This window comes from Pseudomonas fluorescens, from assembly GCF_001648775.1.
GTDB classification, from domain to species: domain Bacteria; phylum Pseudomonadota; class Gammaproteobacteria; order Pseudomonadales; family Pseudomonadaceae; genus Aquipseudomonas; species Aquipseudomonas fluorescens_M.
Genome location: NZ_LVEJ01000001.1, coordinates 251,430 through 272,989, shown reverse-complemented (window position 1 = coordinate 272,989; position 21,560 = coordinate 251,430). Strand labels below are relative to the sequence as shown.

Here is a 21,560-nt window from a genome sequence, read left to right as displayed (position 1 = left end):
GGACAGACCGACGAATCGTTCGACGGCAGGCTCAAACTGAAGGGTATGACGGCGTTTTCCACAGAGAGTTCGTGGTGTGAAAGGGCCATGACGCCTCGGCTGGCGTGGCTTTCGGCCGGCAAAACCTTGATTTACGGTGTTAAAACCTGTCGCACAAATTGCACAAATTCTGGGTGAGGGGATAAATCCCCTCACCACAATAATTTCTAACGGGTTACTTGGTGCCGGTGTGGCCGAAACCGCCGGTGCCGCGTTCGGTTTCGACGAATTCTTCAACCATTTCGAAATGCGCCTGCACTACCGGCACCAGCACCAGCTGCGCCAGACGTTCGCCGACGGTCATGGTGAAATCGGTCTGGCCACGGTTCCAGCAGGACACCATCAGCGGGCCCTGGTAATCGGAGTCGATCAGGCCGACGAGGTTGCCCAGCACGATGCCGTGCTTATGGCCCATACCCGAGCGCGGCAGGATCAGCGCGGCGAGGTTCGGGTCACCGATGTAAACCGACAGACCGGTGGGGATCAGCACGGTTTCACCCGGCTTGATCACGATGTCCTGCTCCAGCATGGCGCGCAGGTCGAGGCCGGCGGAGCCCGGTGTGGCGTATTGCGGCAGCGGGAAATCGGTACCGATGCGTGGGTCGAGGATCTTGGCTTGCAAAGCGTGCATGTAAATTAAACCTGGTTCAGACGTTCGGCGATAAAAGTGACCAGTTGGCGAGCGATCTTGCTCTTGCTGGTCTGGGCGAAAACCGTGGCGTGCAGCTCACGGTCAATCACACTGCAGGCGTTTTCTTCGCTGTTGAAGCCGATGCTCGGGTTGGCGACGTCGTTGGCGACGATCAAATCGAGATTCTTGTCCTTCAGCTTGCGTGCAGCGTAGTCGAGCAAGTGTTCGGTCTCGGCGGCAAAGCCGACACTGAACGGACGGTCGGGACGGGTCGCGATGGTGGCCAGAATGTCTGGATTGCGCACCATTTGCAGGACGAAGCCGTCACCGCTCGTAGGATCTTTCTTGAGTTTTTGCGGGGCGACGACTTCCGGGCGGTAGTCCGCAACGGCTGCCGAGGCGATGAACACGTCGCACGGGATCGCCGATTCGCAAGCCGCGAGCATGTCGCGGGCGCTGACCACATCGATGCGTGTAACGCGATCCGGCGTCGGCAGGTGCACCGGGCCGCTGATCAGCGTGACGCGGGCGCCGGCTTCAACCGCTGCTTCGGCGAGGGCAAAGCCCATTTTGCCGGAGCTGTGGTTGGTGATGTAGCGCACCGGGTCGATGTTTTCCTGGGTCGGGCCGGCGGTGATCACCACGTGTTTACCAGTCAGTGCCTGACGCTGGAAGCAGTCCGCCGCGCACTGTGCGAGGTCGGTGGCTTCCATCATGCGGCCCATGCCGACATCGCCGCAGGCCTGACTGCCCGAGGCCGGGCCGAAAGTCTTCAGGCCACGGCTTTCAAGGAGTTGCAGGTTGGCCTGGGTGGCCGGATCGCGCCACATCGCCTGATTCATGGCTGGCGCGAGAGCCACAACGGCGTCGGTGGCCAGCACCAAAGTGGTCAGCAAATCGTTGGCGATGCCTTGTGCCAGACGCGCGAGCAGGTCGGCGGTGGCCGGGGCGATCAGCACCAGATCGGCCCATTTCGCCAGCTCGATATGGCCCATCGCAGCTTCGGCGGCCGGGTCGAGCAAGTCGAGATGCACCGGGTGGCCGGACAGCGCCTGCATGGTCAGCGGGGTGATGAACTCGGCGCCGCCATGGGTCATGACCACGCGCACTTCGGCGCCCTGGTCGATCAGGCGACGAACCAGATCGGCGCTCTTGTAGGCCGCGATGCCGCCGCCGACGCCCAGAACGATGCGTTTCCGATACAGCCGCTGCATAGGTCTGCCTTTCATTTCGTGGGTGACATACGTGGCGAAACCCCCTCCCCAGGGTGAATTCGCCCGCAAAAAAGATGGGCTAAGATATCACAGCGACCGCTACGGAACAGCGGCGCCCACAGACAGGGAATGTGTATGAGTATTCGCGATTGGCCTGCGGCGGAACGCCCGCGGGAGAAGCTACTTGAACAGGGCTCGGGAAGCCTTTCCGATGCCGAATTACTGGCGATTTTTCTGCGCACCGGGGTCTCCGGCAAAAGCGCTGTGGACCTGGCGCGACACCTTTTGAGCCAGTTCGGCAGCCTGCGGGTTTTGCTCGAAGCCGATCTTGCCGCGTTCAGCGAACAATTGGGTTTGGGCCCGGCAAAGTACGCGCAACTGCAAGCGGTGCTGGAGATGGCGCGGCGGCATCTGGCCGAGCGTATGCGCAAGAAGCCGGCGCTGGAAAATCCCCAGGTGGTCCGTGATTACCTCAAAGCCATGCTGCGGCATGAGCCCCATGAGGTGTTCGGCTGTCTGTTTCTTGACTCAAAACACCAGGTGCTGAATTTCGAGGCGCTGTTTCGCGGCTCGATCGACAACACCAGCGTGCATCCCCGGGAGGTCGTGAAGCGTGCCTTGGCCAATAACGCCGCGGCGGTGATTCTGTGCCACAACCATCCGTCGGGGAATACTGATCCCAGTCAGGCTGATCGCTTGCTGACCAAACGGCTGCAAAAGGCGCTGGAGTTGGTTGATGTGCGAGTGCTCGATCACTTCATCATCGGTGATGGCGAGCCGCTGTCGATGGCGGAGTGTGGCTGGATGTAGTTCTCAGGGACAAACGCTAAACCCCTGTGGGAGCGAGCCTGTTCGTGAAGGCGGTGTGTCAGTCAGCATTTTTGTTACTGACGGACCGCTTTCGCGAGCAGGCTCGCTCCCACATTGGGAACTATGCAAGCAAGGTTATTTGAGGTTGACCTTGGAATAGTCCTGGCGGCCGAACGGGCTTACCGAATAACCCTGCACGTCTTTACGCGTCAGTGCATAGGCAGTCGGGTGCGCCAGCGGCAGCCACAACGCTTGCTGCTGAATCTGCGCTTGCGCCTGCTCATACAGCTTGGTGCGCACGCCTTGCTCGCTGGTGGTTTTGCCGGCGCTGATCAGCTTGTCCAGATCCGCGTTGCAGTAGCGGGCGAAGTTGGTGCCGGACTTGACCGCGGCGCAGGAAAACTGCGGCGTGAGGAAGTTGTCCGGGTCGCCGTTGTCACCGGCCCAACCCATGAACAGCAGGTCATGCTCGCCGGCCTTGGCCCGGCGAATCAGTTCGCCCCACTCGATCACGCGGATTTCCGCCTGAATGCCGATTTCCGCCAGATCCGATTGCAGCAGTTGCGCGCCGAGGCTTGGATTCGGGTTGAGCAGGCTGCCCGACGGACGCGTCCAGATGGTGGTCTGGAAACCGTCCTTCAAACCGGCCTTGGCCATCAGTGCCTTGGCCTTTGCCACATCGTGTGGATAACCCGGCAAGTTCTTCGCGTAGCTCCAGGTGTTCGGCGGATACGGGCCGTTGGCGGCTTCGGCGGTGTCTTCGAATACGGCTTTGATGTAGTTGGCCTTGTCGAAGGCGAGGTTGATCGCCTGGCGCACTTCCGGCTTGTCCAGCGGCGGATGCTGGCTGTTGATGCCGACGAAAGCGGTCATGAACGCGTCAGTCTTTTCGACTTTCAACGTCGGTTCTTTCAGCGCGGCCTGTACGTCGAGTGGTTTTGGCGACAGGGCGATCTGGCATTCGTTGCGCCGCAGTTTCTGCAGGCGCACGTTGGCGTCCGGTGTGATGGCGAAAATCAACGGATCGACCGCAGGCTTGCCGCCGAAGTAATCCGGGTTGGCCTTGTAGCGGATCGCTGCGTCTTTCTGGAAGCGGGTGAAAACGAATGGACCGGTGCCGATCGGCTGGCTGTTGAGTTTGTCGGTCGCGCCGGCCTTCATCAATTTGTCGGCGTATTCGGCGGAATAGATCGAGGCAAAGCCCATGCTCAGGGTGGCCAGGAACGTCGAGTCCGGGTGATCAAGGGTGAAGCGCACGGTCAGCGGATCAAGCGCGTCAATCTTCTTGATCAGTGCAGGCAACTGCATCGATTGCGCGTGCGGGAAGCCGCTTTGAGCGACCTTGTGCCACGGGTTGGCCGGGTCGAGCATGCGGTCGAAACTGAATTTGACGTCTTCGGCAGTCAGCTCACGGCTGGGTTTGAAATATTCAGTGGTATGAAACTTCACCTGTGGGCGCAGCTTGAATACATAAGTCAGGCCATCGGTGCTGACTTCCCAGCTGTCGGCGAGGCTCGGCACGACTTTGCCGCTGGCGGTGTCGAAATCCACCAGACGGTTCATCAGCACGTCGGCCGAGGCGTTGGTGGTGGTCAACGAGTTGTACTGCACCACGTCGAACCCTTCCGGGCTGGCCTCGGTGCAGACGCTCAGCGCGGCGGCCTGGGCCAATGGGCTCAGCAGGAGCGGGGCGAGCAACAGGGGTAGGGCAGCGAGGCGCATGGTCGGTTTCCTTTTACAGATCGAAGGCCCATCTGCAAGTGCAGTCTGGAAAAGGCCTACCCTAGAGGGCTGGATTACAAATGACTATCCCCTTTTTGCATTTTCAGGGCACAGTGACAGCGGTTTTTCAGACCGCGGCGTGCCGCAAAAAGTCTGAAACCCCCGCGCAGTCGATTTTCTGCGACGAGTGGTAAAAATCGATGCCGGCCTTTATCCAAAGCGTTCGCAGGCCGAAAAAGTGCCTTTTTAGCGATTGATTGCACACCGAATGTTGTTGCACCCCGGTCTTTCTGGTATAAAGCAGCGCTCTTTTCTAGGGGCCCGGTTCCTTCACTGTAGGTGTAGCCGGTAAGACCTCTAAAGAAACGCGGCGCCTGGCGCCAAATGACTGAGAGATTAAGCGGCCAACCCATGCCGGGTTGGGCATGTGGTTTTAGAGGGCTGAGGCATGTCGAGAGTATGTCAAGTTACCGGTAAGGGTCCGGTGACTGGGAATAACATTTCCCACGCAAACAACAAAACCCGTCGTCGTTTCCTGCCGAACCTGCAGCATCACCGCTTCTGGGTTGAAGAAGAGAAACGTTTTGTGCGTCTGCGCGTATCTGCCAAAGGCATGCGTATCATCGACAAGCGTGGCATCACTGTCGTGCTCGCCGAACTTCGCCGCGATGGCAAGATTTAAGGGAGCTAATCATGCGTGAATTGATTCGTTTGATCTCGAGCGCCGGTACTGGTCACTTCTACACTACCGACAAGAACAAGCGTACTACCCCGGACAAAATCGAGATCAAGAAATATGATCCGGTTGTTCGCAAGCACGTGATCTACAAGGAAGGCAAAATCAAGTAATTGATTTTTCCCGACTTACAAAAAAGGCCCGTATCTCACGATACGGGCCTTTTTTGTTGTTTCGGATTTTGTGTTTCCTGTTCTGGCCCCTTCGCGAGCAGGCTCGCTCCCACAATGGAATACGGTTCAATGTGGGAGCGAGCCTGCTCGCGAAGGCGCCGGTAAGATCAGGGAAAATCCTTAAGCCTTCTGTTCAAAGATCACATAGACCTTGCGGCAAGCCTCCAGCACTTCCCAGGTCCCACGAAACCCCGCCGGAATCACAAACCGGTCGCCAACACGCAAGGTCTTGGCATTGCCATCGCTGTCACGCAGCACCGAAACGCCCTGCAAAATTTCGCAGTACTCATGCTCGGTGTAATTCACCGTCCACTGTCCGACTGCACCTTCCCAAACGCCGACGCCCATCTGCCCACAAGGGCTTTCATATTGATGAAACACCGCTTGTTCCGGATCGCCCTTGAGCACTTTGGCCGGGTCCGGGCGATAGCGCTCGGCTTCGCTGCTGGTCAGGCTGATGTCGACGACGTTCTGGATGTTCATTGTTGTTTTCTCCCGTGATGACGGCGCGATGGTTGGAATGGGCGAAAGTCTATGTTTATTAAAATGAACACCGCAAGGCCGTATAGCGCGCTTATGTCAAATATATTGAAACAACCCCGGCCGCTGGTTTAGGGTGGCGGGTGCCATGGGCCGAAATGCAGGCTGGCCGGGCAGAATTTTTGAGGACGCTGGCGAAGATCGCGCGGCGCTCGTATTCAACAAGAGGAGGACACTTAAATGACCACCCTGACTCGTGCCGACTGGGAACAACGCGCCCGCGACCTGAAGATCGAAGGCCGCGCTTACCTCAACGGCGAATACACCGACGCGGTCTCCGGCGAGACCTTCGAATGCATCAGCCCGGTCGATGGCCGTCTGCTCGGCAAGATTGCCAGCTGTGACGCCGCCGACGCTCAGCGCGCCGTGGAAAACGCCCGCGCCACGTTCAATTCCGGCGTGTGGTCGCGCCTGGCACCGACCAAACGCAAAGCCACCATGATCCGTTTTGCCGGCCTGCTCAAGCAGCACGCCGAAGAACTGGCTCTGCTCGAAACGCTCGACATGGGCAAGCCGATCAGCGATTCGCTGTACATCGACGTTCCCGGCGCGGCGCAAGCGCTGAGCTGGAGCGGCGAAGCGATCGACAAGATCTACGACGAAGTCGCCGCTACGCCGCACGATCAGCTCGGTCTGGTAACCCGCGAGCCCGTGGGCGTGGTCGGCGCCATCGTGCCGTGGAACTTCCCGCTGATGATGGCCTGCTGGAAACTCGGCCCGGCGCTGTCGACCGGTAACTCGGTGATCCTCAAACCGTCGGAAAAATCCCCGCTGACCGCTATCCGCATCGCTGCGCTGGCCGTTGAAGCCGGTATTCCGAAAGGCGTGCTCAACGTGCTGCCGGGTTATGGTCACACCGTTGGCAAGGCACTGGCCCTGCACAACGATGTCGATACGCTGGTGTTCACCGGTTCGACCAAGATCGCCAAGCAACTGATGATCTACTCCGGCGAATCGAACATGAAACGCGTCTGGCTCGAAGCCGGTGGCAAGAGCCCGAACATCGTCTTTGCCGATGCGCCGGATCTGCAAGCTGCAGCCGAATCCGCTGCCAGCGCCATCGCCTTCAACCAGGGCGAAGTCTGCACCGCCGGCTCGCGTCTGTTGGTCGAGCGTTCGATCAAGGACACATTCCTGCCGATGGTGATTGAGGCGCTGAAAACCTGGAAGCCGGGCAACCCGCTGGATCCGGCCACCAACGTCGGTGCGCTGGTCGATACCCAGCAAATGAACACCGTGCTGTCGTACATCGAGTCCGGTCATAGCGATGGCGCGAAACTGGTGGCTGGCGGTAAACGCATTCTTCAGGAAACCGGTGGCACCTACGTTGAACCGACGATTTTCGACGGCGTGAGCAACGCGATGAAGATCGCTCAGGAAGAGATCTTCGGCCCGGTGCTGTCGGTGATCGCTTTTGACACCGCTGAAGAAGCGATCCAGATCGCCAACGACACGCCGTACGGTCTGGCCGCAGCAGTCTGGACCCAAGACATCTCCAAGGCGCACCTGACCGCCAAGGCACTGCGCGCGGGTAGCGTGTGGGTCAATCAGTACGATGGCGGCGACATGACCGCGCCGTTCGGCGGTTTCAAGCAGTCGGGCAACGGCCGCGATAAATCGCTGCACGCGTTCGACAAGTACACCGAGCTGAAAGCGACGTGGATCAAGCTGTAAGCCGCTGAGGGGAGCCTGATTCAATCAGGCTCCCAAACCAGACAGAGATCCCCTGTGGGAGCGAGCTTGCTCGCGAAGGCGGTGTATCAGTCAGCAAATCTGCTGAATGTGAAACCGTATTCGCGAGCAAGCTCGCTCCCACAGTGGTTTTGTGGTGCACATAAAAATAATCCACAGGAGCGTGGAACATGCGGTGGGCGACGTATTTCGCCGTGTTGGCGTCTGTCTTGAGTGTCGGCCTGGCCCTGGGGGTCAGCATGCCGTTGGTGTCATTGCGTCTGGAGGGTTGGGGGTACGGCGCCTTCGCCATCGGCGTGATGGCAGCAATGCCAGCGATTGGCGTGTTGTTGGGCGCGAAGATTTCCAGCCATCTGGCGGCACGTTTCGGCACGGCGAACCTGATGCGCCTGTGCCTGTGGGCCGGGGCGTTGTCGATCGGCTTGTTGGCGCTGTTGCCGAGTTACCCGATCTGGCTGGTGCTGCGCCTGATGATCGGCGTGATCCTGACCATCGTGTTCATCCTCGGTGAAAGCTGGATCAATCAACTGGTGGTCGAAAACTGGCGCGGACGCCTGGTGGCGCTGTATGGCAGCAGTTATGCCTTGAGCCAACTGTCTGGGCCGTTGCTGCTGGGGGCACTGGGTACCGAGCATGATTACGGTTTCTGGGTCGGTGTCGCTTTGCTGCTGGTGTCGCCTCTGCTGTTACTGGGCCGCAGCGGTGCGCCGAGCAGTGAGGCCAGCAGCGTCACGTTCCGCGAGTTGTGGGGCTTCGCCCGCGAGCTGCCGGCGATTGCCTGGGCGGTGTCGTTGTTCGCCGCGTTCGAGGCGATGATCCTGACGTTGCTACCGGTGTATTGCCTGCAACAGGGCTTCACTGCCGAGATCGCCTTGGCGATGGTCAGTACCGTGGTGGTCGGGGATGCGTTGCTGCAACTGCCGATTGGAGCACTGGCCGATTATCTGTCGCGACGTACGTTGTTCGCGGGTTGTGCGGTGGTGTTGATGCTGTCGAGCCTGGCGATTCCGCTGTTGCTCGATACGCTGCTGATCTGGCCGTTGTGGGTGCTGTTCGGAGCGAGTGCTGGTGGTTTGTTTACGCTGTCGCTGATTTTGATTGGCGAGCGTTATCGCGACGATGCGCTGGTGCGTGCCAATGCGCACATCGCGCAACTGTGGGGCGTAGGCTGTCTGATCGGGCCGCTGGCGGCGGGGGCGGGCAGTCAGTGGATCAGCGGGCATGCATTGCCGTTGTTGATGGCGATTGGGGCATTTGGTTTGGTGATTTTACTGATGCGGCAAGGTGCATTTGGCACTGTGGCCGAACCTGCCTGACCTGAACCTGAACCTGAACCTGAACTGAGTGATGACCTGTGGCGAGGGAGCAAGCTCCCTCGCCACAGTCAGACTCTATTTGCTCACAGCATCCGCTCAAGGCCGACAGTGGTGCTGAACCACGCATTGAACCGTCGCCACCAACTCCCCGGCTCTTTGGTTAGCGTATGCATCTGGCCATTGTCTTCGGTGACCCAGACAATCTGGCCATCCTGCAATTTCGCCTGATAACTCAACGCCGGCGCCATACCTTGCAAAGCCAGTTCGCGCACATGCTCGGCCAGTTCCGGGCTGTCGACCAACACCCCGACTTCGGTGTTCCAGAGCACCGAGCGCGGGTCGAAGTTGAACGAGCCGATAAACGACTTCTGGCGATCGAAAATCATCGCCTTGCTGTGCAAGCTCGAATCCGAGCCGCGGAACGACTTGCTGTAAAACACGTGCGGACCGCTGCCATAGTTATCCCCAGGCTGGCGCCGCAGTTCATACAGCTTCACACCATGTTCCAACAAGGCTTTGCGATACGGCGCGTACCCGCCGTGCACGGCCGGCACGTCGGTGGCTTCCAGCGAATTGGTCAAAAGGCTCACGGATACACCGGCATCGGCACGCCCGGTCAGATAGACCAGTCCCGGTTGGCCCGGCACGAAGTACGCCGAAATCATCACCAGCTCTTTGCTCACGCCTCTCAGTTCGGGTGCCAGTTGCGTGGTCAGCAGCAATTGCGAGTCCGGCTCACCCTTAGCCAACACTTTGCTTGGCGCATCCCACAACGCCTGATTCCATGCCCAGATCAGCTCTTTGCGCCAGATATCCATGCGCGGCGCAGTCTTGAAGGTCATCAACTGTTGATACAGCGCGTGGTTCTGTTGGCGGGTGGCGTCCAGCGACTCTTCCAGTCGTGTGCGGGTGTTCTGTAGATCCTTGGCGCTCGGTTTGCTGGAGAGGAATTCGTCGATCGGCTTGCTCAGCGCGCTGTTCCAGTACTGGTCGAAACTGTGCCCGAGCTGCTCGGCGACCGGCCCGACGCTGAGCATGTCGATGTCGGTGAAATTCAGGTTCGGCTCGGCATCGAAATATTCGTCACCCAGATTGCGCCCGCCGACGATGGCCGCGCTGTTGTCGGCCAGCCACAGTTTGTTGTGCATGCGTCGGTGTTGCAGCGACAGATTGAACAAGCGCCCCGCCGCGCGGGTGACGCCAGTGCTGCGGCCCAGATGCAGAGGGTTGAACAGGCGAATCTGGATCTGCGGATGCGCCGCCAGGGTGGCGATGATCTGGTCGAGGCCATCGCTGGTGGTGTCGTCGAGCAGGATGCGCACGCGCACCCCCCGGTCGGCAGCCTTGAGCAGTTCCTCGACCAGCATCCGCGTGCTGATGCCGTCGTGGACGATGTAGTACTGCAGATCGAGGCTCGTCTGGGCGTTGCGGATCAGTTCGGCGCGCGCGGTAAACGCTTCACTGCTGTTGGACAGCAGGCGAAAACCCGAGCGGCCCTGATAAGGCGCCGCTTGGGCCTGGATCGACCGGCCGAAGCTGGAGTCGGACGCGGGCAATGCCTGGCTGGGTTCGCGCGGCACGTCGAGGGTGGCACAACCACTCAGGAACGAGGCGAGTAACAGCAGAGCGGGGAGGGACTGTCTGAAGCTCACGTAGGATCGTTCCGATTGGCGGCAAGGGTCGGCATATGGACGCTGGGCTCTGCAGAAAGGTCAGTCGGTTGCGGCCAATAGTTTGATCGCTGTCGCGCCGACTTTGCGCACCGCTTCTTCGATTTGCGGTGTTGGTTTGGCAGCGTAGTTCATGCGCAGGCAATTGCGGTACTTGCCCGAAGCGGAAAAGATACTGCCAACAGCAATCTGTACGCCTTGGTCGTGCAGCGCACGATTCAGTTTCAAGGTATCGAAGCCCTCCGGCAATTCGACCCAAAGCATGAAGCTGCCTTGTGGGCGGCTGGCGCGCGTACCCACCGGGAAATAGCGCGTGACCCAATCGATCATCATGTCGCGATTACGTTGGTATTGCGTGCGCATCCGCCGCAAATGCGGTTCGAAATGCCCCGCTTTGAGAAATTCGGCTATAGCGATCTGCGGCTGCGGCGCAGTCGATCCGGTGCTGATGTATTTCATGTGCAGCACCCGTTCCAGATAGCGGCCCGGGGCGACCCAGCCAATCCGCAGCCCCGGCGCCAGGGTTTTGGAAAACGAACTGCAGAGCAACACGCGGCCATCTTCGTCAAAGGACTTGATCGTGCGCGGGCGCGGGTAGGTGTAGGCCAGCTCGCCATACACATCGTCCTCGATGATCGCCACGTCGAAGCGCTGCGCGAGGTTGAGCAGGGCGCGTTTGCGCGACTCCGGCATGATGTAGCCGAGCGGATTGTTGCAGTTCGGGGTGAGCTGGATGACCTTGATCGGCCATTGTTCCAGCGCCAGTTCCAGCGCTTCGAGGCTGATGCCGGTGAGCGGGTCGGTGGGGATTTCCAGGGCTTTCATGCCGAGGCCTTTCAGCGTCTGCATGGCGCCGTGAAAACTTGGCGAGTCCACCGCAACGATATCGCCCGGCTCGCAGATTGCGTGGATGCTGGTGGACAGCGCTTCGTGGCAACCGGTGGTGACGACCAGATCGCTGGCGCTCAGTTGGCAACCGGAGTCGAGCATCAGCCGAGCAATCTGCTCGCGCAGTTCGAGGGTGCCGTGGATGTTGTCGTAATACAGACCGGGCATGTCCTGGCGACGGCTGATTCGCGCCAGTCCGCGCAACAGCGGTTTCATGGTCGGTGAGCTGATGTCCGGCATGCCGCGACCCAGTTGCACGACATCCTTGCGCGGCACCGCGCGAATCAGCTCCAGCACCTGATCCCATTGCGAAATTTCCACCGGTCGTTGCGCCGGTCTACCCACGGCGGGCAGCTCCGGCAACTCGCGGCCGACCGGGACAAAGTAGCCGGACTTGGGTTTCGGCGTGGCCAGGCCGCTGTCTTCGAGTACGCGATAAGCCTGCTGCACCGTGCTCAGGCTGACCCCGTGTTCGACGCTCAGAGCACGCACCGACGGCAGCCGGTCACCGGGACGATAGAAGCCGTTTTCGATGCGCGTGCCGAGCAATTCGGCGAGGTTTACGTAGAGGGTCATGGGCGCTGCCTCGGTGCAGGTGATTCGATAAACCAGTACAGATTGAGTAACAAAGGACAATTCAGTCCGCAAAGCGGCAAATCTGTATGGAGTTAATACAGTTGCTTTGAATCTGTAATGGTTTCGCTCGCCCGCGCATCATGGAATCTCTGGCTACCCAAGTAAACAGGAGCGACAAAAATGAACGGCTTGAGCGATGTGCGGCTGACGTTACACAGTCAGGAACTGGCGGCAGGGCAAAAGGATCGTGCGCGCAACGAGATCATGCGTAACGCACCGTCCGGCCTGAGCCGCTGGGGTCTGATGTGGCATCGCCTGCACACGCGCAGGGCGTTGCTGGCGCTGACGGCGGATCAGCTCAAGGACATCGGGCTGACCCGAGAGCAGGCGCTGGAGGAGGGGTTGAAGCCGTTCTGGCGGATCTGAGATCTGTATTGTTCTTGCCGGCCCCTTCGCGAGCAGGCTCGCTCCCACATTGATCTTCGGTGGATACAACATTCCAAACCACCGCATATCCCTTGTGGGAGCGAGCCTGCTCGCGAAAGCGGCCTCAGGATCACTGCAAAACCATCAGACCAACTCTTTGAGGCGATGCCACAACATCCCCAACGCCAACAACGGCGAGCGCAAATGCTTGCCGCCCGGGAAGGTGATGTGCGGCACCTTGGCAAACAGGTCAAAACCACCGCTGTGTTGCCCGCTGATCGCCTCGGCGAGCAACTTGCCCGCCAAGTGTGTGGCATTCACCCCGTGCCCGGAATAGGCCTGGGCGTAATACACATTCGGCTGTTCCGCAAGCCGACCGATCTGCGGCAAACGGTTGGCACCGATGCCGATCATGCCGCCCCATTGAAAGTCGATCTTCACGCCAGCCAGTTGCGGGAAGACCTCGAGCATCTTCGGCTGCATATACGCGGCGATGTCTTTTGGATCCCGTCCCGAGTAATGGCAGGCACCGCCGAACAACAAACGCCGATCCGCCGAGAGTCGGTAGTAATCCAGCGCCACTCGCTGATCACAGACCGCCATGTTCTGCGGCAGCAGGTTGTGCGCCTGTTTTTCGCTCAACGGCTCGGTGGCGATGATGTAGCTGCCGGCGGGCAGGACTTTGCCGCTGAGTTGCGGATTCAGGCCATTGAGATAGGCATTGCAGCCGAGCACCAGGGTCTTCGCGCGGACCGAGCCTTGCGCCGTGTGCACCTTCACTTCAGGGCCGTAATCGATACGCGTCACTGCGCAATGTTCGAACAGTTTTACGCCCAACTGCTGCGCCGCTGCCGCTTCGCCCAAGGCCAGGTTCAGCGGATGCAGATGCCCGGAACCCATGTCGATCAAGCCGCCGACATAACGCGTGGAACCGACCACCGTGTGCATTTCGCTGGCTTGCAACAGACGTGTTTCGTAGCGATAACCGAGACCGCGCAGTTCCTCGGCGTCTTCGGCAAAACCTTCAAGGTCGGCGGGCTTGTTGGCGAGGTCGCAGTAGCCCCAGGTCAGGTCGCAGGCAATCTGAAAACGCTCGACGCGCTGGCGAACGATTTCCACCGCCTCGAGGCCCATGAGTTTCATCTCGCGCACGCCGTCGGCTCCGACGACGTTGGCGAACTGATCGAGGCCGTGACCGACGCCGCGAATCAGTTGTCCGCCGTTGCGACCGCTGGCGCCCCAACCGATCTTGTGCGCTTCCAGCAACACTACGCTGAGCCCGCGTTCGGCCAGTTCCAGTGCGGTGTTCAACCCGGAAAAGCCGCCGCCAACCACGCACACATCGGCCACCACTTCACCTTGCAGCGCAGGGTGATCCGGCTGCGGCAGGCTGCTGGCGGCGTAGTAAGAGGCAACGTGGGGTTGGCTCGCGAAGGTGTCGGCGCGGGCGGTCATGGGCGTCATCCTGAGGCGTGGGTGTCGAAAAAATTTGACGGAGCATAAGCCGCACGCCCGAACGCGGGCAACACTGGTCGGCCGGCGGTGTCTGGATCGCGGCTTTTGCGGCACAATTGCCGCCTATTTCATCTCGGTCACCGCTGCAATGAGCTGCAACAGCCAGAAAATCCGCGCCCTGCGCCAGCAGATTCCCTCGTTCGAGTGCGTGCCCGGCTGCCACGATTGCTGCGGTCCGGTGACCACTTCGCCGGAAGAAATGGCCCGCTTGCCGCGCAAGACCCGCGCCGAACAGGATGCGGCGATGGAAGAGTTGAACTGTGTGCACCTGGGGCCGAATGGTTGCACGGTGTATGAAGAGCGGCCGCTGATTTGCCGGCTGTTCGGCACGACCAAAACCTTGCCTTGCCCGAATGAGCGACGACCGGTGGAGCTGATTCATCCGCGGGTGGAGAAGCAGATTTTCGAGTACATGGCGGCGAATCGGCAGGTGTTGGTTTAACGCGTTCACTCGGAACCGAGTCGACGCTTTCGCGAGCAGGCTCGCTCCCACATTTGGAATGCATTCCCCTGTGGGAGCGAGCCTGCTCGCGAATGGAGCGCCACCGATCTTCAATCCGGAATAGGTAAGCTCAGGCTCTCTTTCACCTCTTCCATGACGATATAACTCTTCGACTCCCGCACATGCGGCAGCTTCAACAGAATGTCGCCCAGTAACTTGCGGTACGAGGCCATCTCGGAAATCCGCGCCTTCACCAGATAGTCGAAATCCCCTGACACCAGATGACACTCCAGCACGTGCGGCAATTTCAGCACCGCGCGTCGGAACTCTTCGAAAGTGTCGCCGGATTTGTAGTCGAGGCTGATCTCGACAAACACCAGCAAGCTACCCTTCAAGTGCTGCGGATTCAGCCGGGCGTTGTAGCCCATGATGATCCCTTCGCGCTCCAGACGCCGTACCCGCTCGGTGCATGGTGTGGTCGACAGCCCGACCTTCTCGCCGAGTTCGGTAAAGGAAATCCGCCCGTCCGCCTGCAGAATCCGCAAGATGTTGCGGTCGATCTTGTCCAGCTCACGTTTGGTCTGAGTGTTGGTACGCATAGGGGATGCGCCTCTGTGAAAGGGGTTTTTGCCGAGAATTGTCGCCAAATATAGGCGCTTATATAGTGAAAAGCACTGGCATTTCTTTTTTACACTGCGCGCATCATTGCTCTAACAACAGACGTACGCGGCCCTGCCGCGATGAGGGATACAAAAATGCGCGTAATGGTCTTGGGTAGCGGCGTCATCGGTACCGCCAGTGCTTACTATCTGGCCCGTGCCGGGTTTGAAGTGGTGGTGGTCGACCGGCAGCCGGCTGCGGCCATGGAGACCAGCTTCGCCAACGCCGGCCAGGTCTCGCCGGGCTACGCCTCGCCGTGGGCCGCGCCGGGCGTGCCGCTGAAGGCGATCAAATGGCTGCTGCAACGCCACGCCCCTCTCGCGATCAAGGCCACCGCCGACATCGACCAGTACCTGTGGATGGCGCAGATGCTGCGCAACTGCACCGCCAACCGTTACGCGGTGAACAAAGAGCGCATGGTCCGCCTGTCCGAGTACAGCCGCGATTGCCTCGACGAATTGCGCGCCGAAACCGGCATCGCCTACGAAGGCCGCAGCCTCGGCACCACTCAATTGTTCCGCACTCAGGCGCAGCTCGATGGCGCCGCCAAAGACATCGCCGTGCTGAAAGAATCCGGCGTGCCGTTTGAAGTCCTCGACCGCGCCGGCATTGCCCGCGTCGAGCCAGCCTTGGCGGGTGTGACTGACATCCTCGCCGGTGCCCTGCGCCTGCCGAACGATCAGACCGGCGACTGCCAGATGTTCACCACGCGTCTCGCCGAAATGGCGGTGAAACTCGGTGTCGAATTCCGCTTCGGCCAGGACATCCAGAAGCTCGACTACGCCGGTGATCGCATCAACGGTGTGTGGATCGACGGCAAGCTGGAAACCGCCGACCGCTACGTGCTGGCACTCGGCAGTTACTCGCCGCAACTGCTCAAGCCGCTGGGCATCAAAGCCCCGGTGTATCCGCTCAAGGGTTACTCGCTGACCGTGCCGATCACCAACCCGGCGATGGCCCCGACTTCGACTATTCTCGACGAGACCTACAAGGTCGCGATCACCCGTTTCGACAACCGCATCCGCGTCGGCGGCATGGCCGAAATCGCCGGTTTTGACCTGTCGCTGAACCCGCGTCGCCGCGAAACCCTGGAGATGATCGTCAACGACCTTTATCCTCAGGGCGGTAATCTGGCCGAGGCGAGTTTCTGGACCGGTCTGCGTCCGACCACCCCGGACGGTACACCGATTGTTGGCGCCACGCCGTTCAAGAACCTGTTCCTCAATACCGGTCACGGCACGCTCGGTTGGACCATGGCGTGCGGTTCCGGTCGCTTGCTGGCAGACCTGATGGCGAAGAAAAAGCCGCAGATCAGTGCCGAAGGCCTCGATATTTCCCGTTATGGCAACAAAACCCAGGAGTCCGCAAAACATGTCAATCCAGCGCCAGCTCACCAATGAGCGCATGAGTCAGATCGTCAGCCACAACGGCACCGTGTATCTGGCCGGGCAGGTCGGCGACGACTTCGACGCCGGGATTGAACAGCAGACCCGTGACGTACTGGCCAATATCGAGCGTTTGCTTGATCTGGCCGGCACCGACAAACAGCATTTGCTGTCGGCGACGATCTACCTGAACGACATCGAAGCGCATTTTGCCGGGATGAACTCGGTGTGGGACCAGTGGCTGCCAAAAGGCACTGCCCCGGCCCGTGCCACCGTCGAAGCGAAAATGGCCAAGCCGAGCATTCTGGTAGAAATCTCTATCGTCGCCGCGCTGCCGTAACCGTTGTAAAGATCCCTCTCCCGGCGCTGTTGGCGGTTCACGTCGTCAGTCGGCGCCGGTTTTTCTTCCCATGACCGCCTAGAAGTCTGCCGCCATGCGTCCTGCCCGTGCCCTGATCGACCTAGAAGCCCTGCGCCACAACTACCGAATTGCCCGCGAAGTCACCGGCGCCAAGGCGCTTGCGGTGATCAAGGCCGATGCGTACGGACATGGCGCGGTGCGCTGCGCCCAGGCGCTGGAAGCCGAGGCCGACGGATTTGCCGTCGCCTGCATCGAGGAGGCTTTGGAGTTGCGCGCGGCCGGCATCAAGGCCCCGGTATTGTTGCTCGAAGGCATCTTCGAAGCCGATGAGCTTGCGCTGATCGTCGAGCACGATTTCTGGACCGTGGTGCACTCGCTGTGGCAGCTCGAAGCGATCGAGCAGGCGGCACTGAGCAAACCGATCACGGTGTGGCTGAAGCTCGATTCGGGCATGCACCGCGTGGGTCTGCATCCAAAGGATTATCCGGCGGCTTATCAGCGCCTGCTGGCGAGCGGCAAAGTGGCGAAAATTGTGTTGATGAGCCACTTCGCCCGCGCCGATGAGCTGCACGCGCAGAGCAGCACCGAGCAAGTCGCGGTGTTTGAAGCGGCGCGTCAGGGTTTGGCGGCGGAAGTCAGCCTGCGTAACTCGCCTGCCGTACTTGGCTGGCCACAGATTCATAGTGATTGGGTGCGCCCGGGCATCATGCTCTACGGTGCGACACCGTTCGAAGAAGCCAACGCCGTTGCCGATCGTTTGCAACCGGTGATGACCCTGGAATCGAAAGTCATCTGCGTACGTGAGCTGCCCGCCGGTGAGCCAGTGGGTTACGGCGCCAAATTCATCACCGACAAGCCGATGCGCATCGGCGTGGTCGCCATGGGGTATGCCGACGGCTACCCGCGTCAGGCGCCGACCGGTACGCCGGTGTTGGTGGCGGGTAAACGCAGTCGCATTCTCGGTCGTGTGTCGATGGACATGCTTTGCATCGATCTCACCGACGTGCCGGAAGCCGACCTCGGTTCGATCGTCGAACTGTGGGGCAAAAACATCCTCGCCAGCGAAGTGGCGCAGTGGGCCGACACCATCCCGTACCAGATCTTCTGCAACCTGCGTCGGGTGCCAAGGCTCTATTCCGAGGGTTGACGCCGCTGCGGGGGCCAAGTGTTGTAAATACTGAACGCTGTCGCCATGATAACGCTCAATATTCTTACAACATCAGGAGGCTCCCGCCTTGGACGTCGGTGAACGACTGCAATCGATCCGCAAGCTCAAAGGGCTTTCCCAGCGTGAACTCGCCAAACGCGCGGGCGTCACCAACAGCACCATTTCGATGATCGAAAAGAACAGCGTCAGCCCTTCGATCAGTTCGCTGAGGAAGGTTCTTGGCGGCATCCCCATGTCCATGGTCGAGTTCTTTTCCGAAGAAATCCTGCAGGAAATCCCGACCCAGATCGTCTACAAGGCCAACGAGCTGATCGACATTTCCGACGGCGCCGTGACCATGAAACTGGTCGGCCGTGCGCACCCCAGCCGCGCCATCGCCTTTCTCAACGAAATCTACCCGCCGGGCGCCGATACCGGCGAAGAAATGCTCACCCATGAAGGCGAGGAAACCGGGATTCTGGTGGAAGGTCGACTGGAACTGGTGGTGGGTCTGGAAACTTTTATTCTCGAAGCCGGTGACAGCTACTACTTTGAAAGTACCAAGCCGCATCGTTTCCGTAATCCGTTCGACTTGCCTGCGCGACTAATCAGCGCAGCCACGCCGGCAAACTTTTAAACCAAGAGGCGCCAGGCCATTACGGCCAAGGCACCCAAGCTGTTTTACCGATGCGCAACAAGACCCCTTCAATCATGGGGTTGTTTCAGTGTGGCGGGCTACCCGCTATACTTGCGCCCGCCTGCGAACCGTGGCCGCAGGCGTGAATAGCCACCATTGAGGGTGAACGCGTGAATCTAATTATGAAAATGCTGGCTGCACCAGCAACCGTATTGGCCCTCTGGGCTGTCAGCGCTCAAGCTGCGACGAATGACGACATTGCCAAACGCCTCGAGCCCGTCGGCCAGGTGTGTGTTCAAGGGCAGGAATGCAAGGGGATGGAAGTGGCTGCGACTGCCGGCGGCGGTGGCGGTGCGAAGACTCCGGATGAAGTGATTGCCAAACATTGCAACGCTTGCCACGGTACTGGCCTGTTGGGCGCGCCGAAAATTGGTGATGCCGGCGCCTGGAAAGACCGCGCCGATCATCAGGGCGGCCTCGACGGGCTGTTGGCCAAAGCCATTACCGGCCTGAACGCGATGCCGCCAAAAGGCACCTGCGCCGATTGCTCGGATGACGAGTTGAAGGGCGCAATCCAGAAGATGTCCGGCCTGAAATAAGCCGCGCTTCTGATGAAAAAAACCGTCTTCGGACGGTTTTTTTGTGCCTGCGATTCAAGAGCCCCTCACCCTCACCCCAGCCCTCTCCCAGAGGGAGAGGGGGCCGATCGAGGTGTCTGGCGTCCGACATCGACCTGAAAGACCTTAGCGATTATGGATTCAGCAAAGCTATTTCACGTCGGCGTACCTCCCCAATATCCCCCAATCAGTCCCCTCTACCTCTGGGAGAGGGCTAGGGTGAGGGAAATCTGACTCTGTTCATTGCAGCAAACTCAAGGCAAGCTCGGTCTACCCCTATTCACGGAACGGGCAGGAGGCTTCAGATGGTGCAGTTGTGTTCGATCGAACAGGCAGTGGATGACGTGCTGGCACGCTTGCCGGCACATATCCACATGGGCATGCCGCTGGGCCTGGGCAAACCCAATCACTTCGTCAACGCGCTGTACCGACGAATCAAAGAGCTGCCCGAGCGGCAGCTGACGATCTACACCGCGCTGTGCCTCGGCCGCCCGACGTTGGGCGATGGTTTGCAGAAGCGCTTTATCGAACCCTTCGTCGAGCGCGTCTTCGGCGACTACCCGGAATTCGATTTCCTCGCCGACCTGCACCGCGACAGCCTGCCCGCCAACATCCGCATCGAACAGTTCTTCATGCAACCCGGCAGCCTGCTCAACAGCGCGCCGGCTCAGCAGGATTACGTCAGCAGCAACTACAGCCACGCCGCTCGCGACATCAACGCCGCCGGGCTGAATCTGGTCGCGCAGTTGCTCGCCAGTAGCAGCGAACACCCGGATCGCCTGAGTCTGAGTTGCAACCCGGACATCACCCTCGACCTGTTGCCGATGATCGCCAAGCGTCGCCAAGCCGGGGACACCATTTTGCTGGTCGGCCAGGTTCACACCGATCTGCCGTACATGCCCGGCGATGCTGAAGTCGATATCGACACCTTCGACTTGCTGATCGACGCCAAGGACAGCAGCACGCTATTTTCCACGCCGAACATGCCGGTGGGGTTTCAGGACCATTTCATTGGTGTTCACGCGAGCACACTGGTGCGCGATGGCGGCACCTTGCAAATTGGCATCGGCTCGATGGGCGATGCACTGACGGCTGCATTGCTCGCACGTCAGGCGGATAACGCCGGTTACAAGGCGTTGCTCGATGACATCAACCTCAGCCAGTGGGCGCAATTGATCAACCGCGAGGGCGGCACCGGCCCATTCGCCAAAGGCCTCTACGGTTGCAGCGAAATGTTCGTCAACGGCTTGCTGGTGCTGGCGGATGCCGGGATCATCCGGCGCAAGGTTTATCCCGATGTGCCGACCCAGGAACAGGCCAACGCCGGCACCCTTGATGAGGCGGCGCAGACTGACGGCATCTCGGTGCACGGCGGCTTCTTCCTCGGCCCGCGCAGTTTCTATGAACGTCTGCGCGAGTTACCGCAGAGCAAACGCCTCGAATTCAACATGACCCGCATCAGCTACATCAACGAGTTGTATGGGCAGGAAGAACTCAAGCGTCTGCAACGCCTTGATGCGCGGTTCATCAACACCGTGTTCACCATGACCCTGCTCGGCGCCGGTGTGGCGGATCAACTGGAAGACGGGCGCGTGCTCAGTGGCGTCGGCGGGCAGTACAACTTTGTTGCCCAGGGGCATGCGTTGCACGATGCCCGTTCGATTCTGATTCTGCGCAGTTGGCGTGAGTCCGGCGGCGATGTCAGTTCCAACATCGTCTGGGAGTACGGCCACTGCACGATCCCACGGCACCTGCGTGACATCGTCGTCACCGAGTACGGCATCGCCGATCTGCGCGGTAAATCCGATGCGGTCGTCATTGAATCGCTGCTGAATATCAGCGACTCGCGCTTCCAGCAGGGTTTGATCGAACAAGCGCAAAAAGTCGGCAAACTGCCCAAGGATTTCCGCCTCGATCCACGCTTTGCCGACAACACCCCGCAGCGTTTGCAGGCCATCGCCGCGCGCCATCCGAACCTGTTTCCGGAGTATCCGCTGGGCTGTGATTTCACGGCGATCGAACGGGATTTGTTGCGGGCGCTGAACTGGCTGAAGAGCAAATTCAAACTCACCGAGATTCTGGAACTGGGCAAGGCAGCTCTCGATGCGCCGGAGGCTTCGCTGTATCCCGAGCATCTTCAACGCATGCAACTGACCAACCCGGACGGCCTGAAAGAAGACCTGTTCCAGCGCCTGCTGCTCACCGGCCTAAAAGCCACCGCACAGTAACAAACGACAAAAAAACCTGTGGGAGCGAGCTTGCTCGCGAAAGCGGTTAGTCAGTCACTGAAGAGGGGACTGATCTGACACCTTCGCGAGCAAGCTCGCTCCCACAGGTATTGCGGTGAGCTTGCGGCTTTCAGC

Annotated in this window: 21 protein-coding genes; 13 read left to right on the top strand and 8 right to left on the bottom strand. The window is 60.0% G+C overall.

Annotated features, from left to right (window positions below):
• Positions 1 to 214: 214 nt before the first annotated feature.
• Positions 215 to 670, bottom strand: a complete 456-nt coding sequence (gene dut / locus A8O26_RS01300; RefSeq protein WP_064116430.1) for a dUTP diphosphatase — start codon at positions 668 to 670, stop codon at positions 215 to 217.
• Positions 671 to 675: 5 nt separating this feature from the next.
• Positions 676 to 1,884, bottom strand: a complete 1,209-nt coding sequence (coaBC, locus tag A8O26_RS01295; protein WP_064116429.1) for a bifunctional phosphopantothenoylcysteine decarboxylase/phosphopantothenate--cysteine ligase CoaBC — start codon at positions 1,882 to 1,884, stop codon at positions 676 to 678.
• Positions 1,885 to 2,019: 135 nt separating this feature from the next.
• Between coaBC and radC the strand changes: the two genes are divergently transcribed.
• Positions 2,020 to 2,694 (top strand): RadC family protein, encoded by a 675-nt coding sequence (gene radC, locus A8O26_RS01290; RefSeq protein WP_064116428.1) that lies wholly within the window; start codon positions 2,020 to 2,022, stop codon positions 2,692 to 2,694.
• A gap of 135 nt (positions 2,695 to 2,829) precedes the next feature.
• On the opposite strand, the gene A8O26_RS01285 is transcribed toward radC, so the two are convergent.
• Positions 2,830 to 4,416, bottom strand: a complete 1,587-nt coding sequence (locus A8O26_RS01285) for an ABC transporter substrate-binding protein (protein WP_064116427.1) — start codon at positions 4,414 to 4,416, stop codon at positions 2,830 to 2,832.
• Positions 4,417 to 4,864: 448 nt separating this feature from the next.
• Between A8O26_RS01285 and rpmB the strand changes: the two genes are divergently transcribed.
• Both rpmB and rpmG read left to right on the top strand, forming a co-directional pair.
• Complete coding sequence (gene rpmB, locus A8O26_RS01280) at positions 4,865 to 5,098, top strand: 50S ribosomal protein L28 (RefSeq protein WP_007920377.1); 234 nt, start codon at positions 4,865 to 4,867, stop codon at positions 5,096 to 5,098.
• 11 nt (positions 5,099 to 5,109) lie between these two features.
• Positions 5,110 to 5,265 (top strand): 50S ribosomal protein L33, encoded by a 156-nt coding sequence (gene rpmG / locus A8O26_RS01275; RefSeq protein WP_003177274.1) that lies wholly within the window; start codon positions 5,110 to 5,112, stop codon positions 5,263 to 5,265.
• Between the two features lie 180 nt (positions 5,266 to 5,445).
• Here the strand turns inward: rpmG and A8O26_RS01270 are convergent, their stop codons facing one another.
• On the bottom strand, positions 5,446 to 5,808 hold the full coding sequence (locus tag A8O26_RS01270) for a cupin domain-containing protein (RefSeq protein ID WP_025112716.1): 363 nt from the start codon (positions 5,806 to 5,808) through the stop codon (positions 5,446 to 5,448).
• 237 nt (positions 5,809 to 6,045) lie between these two features.
• On the opposite strand from A8O26_RS01270, the gene A8O26_RS01265 reads away from it, so the two are divergent.
• Both A8O26_RS01265 and A8O26_RS01260 read left to right on the top strand, forming a co-directional pair.
• Positions 6,046 to 7,539 (top strand): aldehyde dehydrogenase, encoded by a 1,494-nt coding sequence (locus tag A8O26_RS01265; RefSeq protein ID WP_038359230.1) that lies wholly within the window; start codon positions 6,046 to 6,048, stop codon positions 7,537 to 7,539.
• 188 nt (positions 7,540 to 7,727) lie between these two features.
• Positions 7,728 to 8,873, top strand: coding sequence for an MFS transporter (locus tag A8O26_RS01260; RefSeq protein WP_064116426.1), 1,146 nt, complete (start codon positions 7,728 to 7,730; stop codon positions 8,871 to 8,873).
• Between the two features lie 83 nt (positions 8,874 to 8,956).
• Here the strand turns inward: A8O26_RS01260 and A8O26_RS01255 are convergent, their stop codons facing one another.
• Positions 8,957 to 10,525, bottom strand: coding sequence for a phospholipase D family protein (locus tag A8O26_RS01255; protein ID WP_064116425.1), 1,569 nt, complete (start codon positions 10,523 to 10,525; stop codon positions 8,957 to 8,959).
• Positions 10,526 to 10,585: 60 nt separating this feature from the next.
• Entirely contained in the window at positions 10,586 to 12,007 is a 1,422-nt protein-coding gene (locus A8O26_RS01250) for a PLP-dependent aminotransferase family protein (RefSeq protein ID WP_064116424.1), read from the bottom strand.
• Between the two features lie 180 nt (positions 12,008 to 12,187).
• Here A8O26_RS01250 and A8O26_RS01245 point away from each other — a divergent pair, with 180 nt between their 5' ends.
• Complete coding sequence (locus tag A8O26_RS01245; protein WP_064116423.1) at positions 12,188 to 12,433, top strand: DUF1127 domain-containing protein; 246 nt, start codon at positions 12,188 to 12,190, stop codon at positions 12,431 to 12,433.
• Between the two features lie 144 nt (positions 12,434 to 12,577).
• Here A8O26_RS01245 and A8O26_RS01240 read toward each other — a convergent pair whose 3' ends face one another.
• Positions 12,578 to 13,888 (bottom strand): NAD(P)/FAD-dependent oxidoreductase, encoded by a 1,311-nt coding sequence (locus A8O26_RS01240; RefSeq protein WP_064116422.1) that lies wholly within the window; start codon positions 13,886 to 13,888, stop codon positions 12,578 to 12,580.
• Between the two features lie 148 nt (positions 13,889 to 14,036).
• Between A8O26_RS01240 and A8O26_RS01235 the strand changes: the two genes are divergently transcribed.
• On the top strand, positions 14,037 to 14,390 hold the full coding sequence (locus A8O26_RS01235) for a YkgJ family cysteine cluster protein (RefSeq protein ID WP_064116421.1): 354 nt from the start codon (positions 14,037 to 14,039) through the stop codon (positions 14,388 to 14,390).
• Positions 14,391 to 14,500: 110 nt separating this feature from the next.
• On the opposite strand, the gene A8O26_RS01230 is transcribed toward A8O26_RS01235, so the two are convergent.
• Positions 14,501 to 14,989: an Lrp/AsnC ligand binding domain-containing protein gene (locus A8O26_RS01230; RefSeq protein WP_003177284.1), complete on the bottom strand. Its 489-nt coding sequence runs from the start codon at positions 14,987 to 14,989 to the stop codon at positions 14,501 to 14,503.
• A gap of 156 nt (positions 14,990 to 15,145) precedes the next feature.
• On the opposite strand from A8O26_RS01230, the gene dadA reads away from it, so the two are divergent.
• The 6 genes from dadA (at position 15,146) to A8O26_RS01200 (ending at position 21,425) form a co-directional block, all read left to right on the top strand.
• On the top strand, positions 15,146 to 16,450 hold the full coding sequence (gene dadA, locus A8O26_RS01225) for a D-amino acid dehydrogenase (protein WP_016985828.1): 1,305 nt from the start codon (positions 15,146 to 15,148) through the stop codon (positions 16,448 to 16,450).
• Complete coding sequence (locus A8O26_RS01220) at positions 16,422 to 16,775, top strand: RidA family protein (RefSeq protein WP_064116420.1); 354 nt, start codon at positions 16,422 to 16,424, stop codon at positions 16,773 to 16,775. Before dadA ends, A8O26_RS01220 begins: the two co-directional genes overlap by 29 nt.
• 94 nt (positions 16,776 to 16,869) lie before the next feature.
• The gene (gene alr / locus A8O26_RS01215) at positions 16,870 to 17,943 is read left to right on the top strand and encodes an alanine racemase (RefSeq protein WP_064116419.1); all 1,074 of its coding nucleotides are present in this window, start codon (positions 16,870 to 16,872) and stop codon (positions 17,941 to 17,943) included.
• Positions 17,944 to 18,031: 88 nt separating this feature from the next.
• Entirely contained in the window at positions 18,032 to 18,580 is a 549-nt protein-coding gene (locus A8O26_RS01210) for a cupin domain-containing protein (RefSeq protein ID WP_025112726.1), read from the top strand.
• A 182-nt stretch (positions 18,581 to 18,762) separates the two neighbouring features.
• A complete protein-coding gene (locus tag A8O26_RS01205) occupies positions 18,763 to 19,179 on the top strand; it encodes a c-type cytochrome (protein ID WP_064116418.1) in 417 nt (138 codons plus the stop codon).
• 323 nt (positions 19,180 to 19,502) lie between these two features.
• Entirely contained in the window at positions 19,503 to 21,425 is a 1,923-nt protein-coding gene (locus A8O26_RS01200; RefSeq protein WP_064116417.1) for an acetyl-CoA hydrolase/transferase C-terminal domain-containing protein, read from the top strand.
• Positions 21,426 to 21,560 lie beyond the last annotated feature (135 nt).